Genomic DNA, 2,275 nt, shown 5'->3' with positions numbered 1-2,275 from the left:
ACAGCGACCCCGGTGTCGCCCAGATCACCGCCACCGACGGACACCCCTTCTGGGTCCCCGAACTCGACGAGTGGATCGACGCCACCGACCTGCAACCCGGCCAGTGGCTCCAGACGAGCTCCGGCACCTGGGTCCAGGTCGCAGCCATCCAACGCTGGACCGTCCCGCACGCCACCGTCCACAACCTCACCATCAGCCGCGTCCACACCTACCATGTAGTAGCCGACGCAACCCCCGTACTCGTACACAACTGCGGTCTGGCAAAAATTGCGGCAGACCATCGGGTCAACGGGAATGGGGGACTGGGTGTTCGGGAAAGTAAGAACATTGCCGTTATGCGATCTCAGATCGATGGGCAAGCGTCGACAGTCGGTATCGCGACTAGCGGTCGACACGTCAACCCTGGGGAGGTGTCCATGCCTAGCGCAAGGCAGTTCACGCCGCCCAACCCGTCTAGAGCATATGACTCCGAAGTGTTTCTTCTTGAGGATCTCGCGATCGGTCTCAGCCCAACATCTACCGGAACTGTCCAGCTCTACTCGGAACGGATAGTTTGCCCTAGTTGCGAAGATGTGATTGGTCAGTTTAAAATGAGATTTCCTGGAATTAGCATCCGTATCTCGACGGGGCAGGACTGAATGATGTACGAAGTTGGAAGGTTGGCGGAGTTAATTCGCATCGAGGAGCCCGGCGGCGTACTTGGAATAACGGCAGAGCAAATATCAAAAATTCGGGAGGCATGGAACCTTTCGGAGCTTCCGTCAGCGTATGTAGAGTTTCTTTCCCACATGGGGGCGCGGGCGGGTCGGATACTCAGAGGAACGGACGCATTCTTTCCGACCATCCTCCGAATGAAGGAGTGGGCGGATGAGTTCTTCGATGAGAATTCCGGGACCAATTCTCTTCCCGATGGGGCGATCGTATTCGGGATGCATCAGGGCTATCTCGTGTATTGGATGTCGGACACGCTTACGCCTGACCCCGAAGTCGTACTTTGCGCGGAGGGTGATCCAAATCCATTGCGTACCTGGTCCTCCTTTACCGCATTCCTCAACTCGCACTACGCAGACGAGCCTGGGGTAAAATGAGCGGCGGAGTCAATCAGGTTTGCCGGTTCGGGCTGGTTTGATCTGGCGGGGTTGTTGGGCAGGATGTCCGGGCGCCCGACGTCCCTTCCATCGTGGAGCGGCTCGTGGCGTTGGAGAAGGCTGTCGCGCAGTGGGATGCCCGGATTGTAGTGCTAGAGGCGGAGAACGCCGAGTTGCGGCGTGGGTCAGACACCGAAAATTCGAATCTACCGCCGTCGGCGCAGGGGTTGGACAAGGTTCGACGAGGGTGATCGACTGCCAGAATTGGCCGAGGTCCGCTGCTTGGTAGGACATGAAGCCGAGGATGTTCGCGCCGAGGCCACGGTCACCGGCGGCGTGGGCCTGGTAGAGGCCCGCGATCCAGAACTGTTGCGCCTGGCTGTGGTTGCCGCCGTCGAACGACAGCCAACCCGCGAGGCGCATCAACTCACCGGCAGTGCCGTGTAGCCGCCGCCCCACCGAGTCGGTGTACCGGCGCTCGCGTAGCCCCTCGACCACGGTCGCCAGGTGCTGACAGACCAGGCCGAGCGTCTGGCCGCTGCCGAGGTGGTCGTCCATCCGCCGCAGACTCGCGGTAACGGTGTCCAAGTGGTCGACGACCTCACCGGACAGTGGCCGGCCGGTGGCGAAGGTGACGTCCGACGGCTGATAGGCGATGTTCCACTCGTCCGCCGACGACGTCAGCGCGAAACCAAGCAGAGTCAGGCAAATCCGTCGGCCCATCCCGCATCCCCGATTCGGTAACCATCATCGGGCCGTGACTGACGCAGTTGGTGCGCTCGTGGCGGCCCGTGTGGAGAGTCGCCACGAGCAGGGGGATTCAGGGGTTACGGGCGGGCGCTGTGGGTCTTGATGGTGGTGGTGAAGGTGGTCCAGGCGGCGGGGGCGAAGGTCAGCGTGCCGGCGGCGGGGGCTTTGGAGTCGCGTACGTCGATCTGGGTGCCCCGGTCGCGGACCTCGACGCGCTGGCCGTTGTTGCCGGACCGGCTCGACGTGCGCCAGGTGTTACGTTCCATGCTCGCTCCCTCGTCTGATGGCTGCTGGCCTAGTCACGTGGCGATGAGGTCTTTGGTGTCGTTGCAGAATCGGCGGACGGCGGGGGTGCGTCGGTAGGGGCCGAGTGCGCCGACGAGGTTGCGGACGTGTTTGATGCACCTGGCGGAGGTGACCTGCCCGGTGAGGGTCTG

Annotated in this window: 4 protein-coding genes; 2 read left to right on the top strand and 2 right to left on the bottom strand. The window is 62.2% G+C overall.

Features of this window, described 5'->3' with window-relative positions; translation table 11 throughout:
• Positions 1–638: deaminase domain-containing protein (locus ACFHWT_RS31170; protein WP_416598255.1), on the top strand; the 638-nt coding region annotated here is incomplete at its 5' end.
• Between the two features lie 3 nt (positions 639–641).
• Entirely contained in the window at positions 642–1,088 is a 447-nt protein-coding gene (locus tag ACFHWT_RS31165; protein WP_416598253.1) for an SMI1/KNR4 family protein, read from the top strand.
• A 9-nt stretch (positions 1,089–1,097) separates the two neighbouring features.
• Here the strand turns inward: ACFHWT_RS31165 and ACFHWT_RS31160 are convergent, their stop codons facing one another.
• Both ACFHWT_RS31160 and ACFHWT_RS31155 read right to left on the bottom strand, forming a co-directional pair.
• Positions 1,098–1,811, bottom strand: a complete 714-nt coding sequence (locus ACFHWT_RS31160) for a hypothetical protein (protein WP_416598251.1) — start codon at positions 1,809–1,811, stop codon at positions 1,098–1,100.
• Between the two features lie 104 nt (positions 1,812–1,915).
• Positions 1,916–2,104: a DUF397 domain-containing protein gene (locus ACFHWT_RS31155; RefSeq protein ID WP_416569460.1), complete on the bottom strand. Its 189-nt coding sequence runs from the start codon at positions 2,102–2,104 to the stop codon at positions 1,916–1,918.
• Positions 2,105–2,275 lie beyond the last annotated feature (171 nt).

The organism is Micromonospora sp. LOL_021 (assembly GCF_048060215.1).
Classification (GTDB): domain Bacteria; phylum Actinomycetota; class Actinomycetes; order Mycobacteriales; family Micromonosporaceae; genus Micromonospora_E.
The sequence above is the reverse complement of the archived record's forward strand: the minus strand, read 5'-3'. Positions and strand labels throughout refer to the sequence as shown.

Bases quoted from the DNA above. Each gene is read 5' to 3' on its own strand.
- ACFHWT_RS31165 (WP_416598253.1), top strand. From the start codon at position 642: ATGTACGAAGTTGGAAGGTTGGCGGAGTTAATTCGCATCGAGGAGCCC.
- ACFHWT_RS31160 (WP_416598251.1), bottom strand. From the start codon at position 1,811: ATGGGCCGACGGATTTGCCTGACTCTGCTTGGTTTCGCGCTGACGTCG.
- ACFHWT_RS31155 (WP_416569460.1), bottom strand. From the start codon at position 2,104: ATGGAACGTAACACCTGGCGCACGTCGAGCCGGTCCGGCAACAACGGC.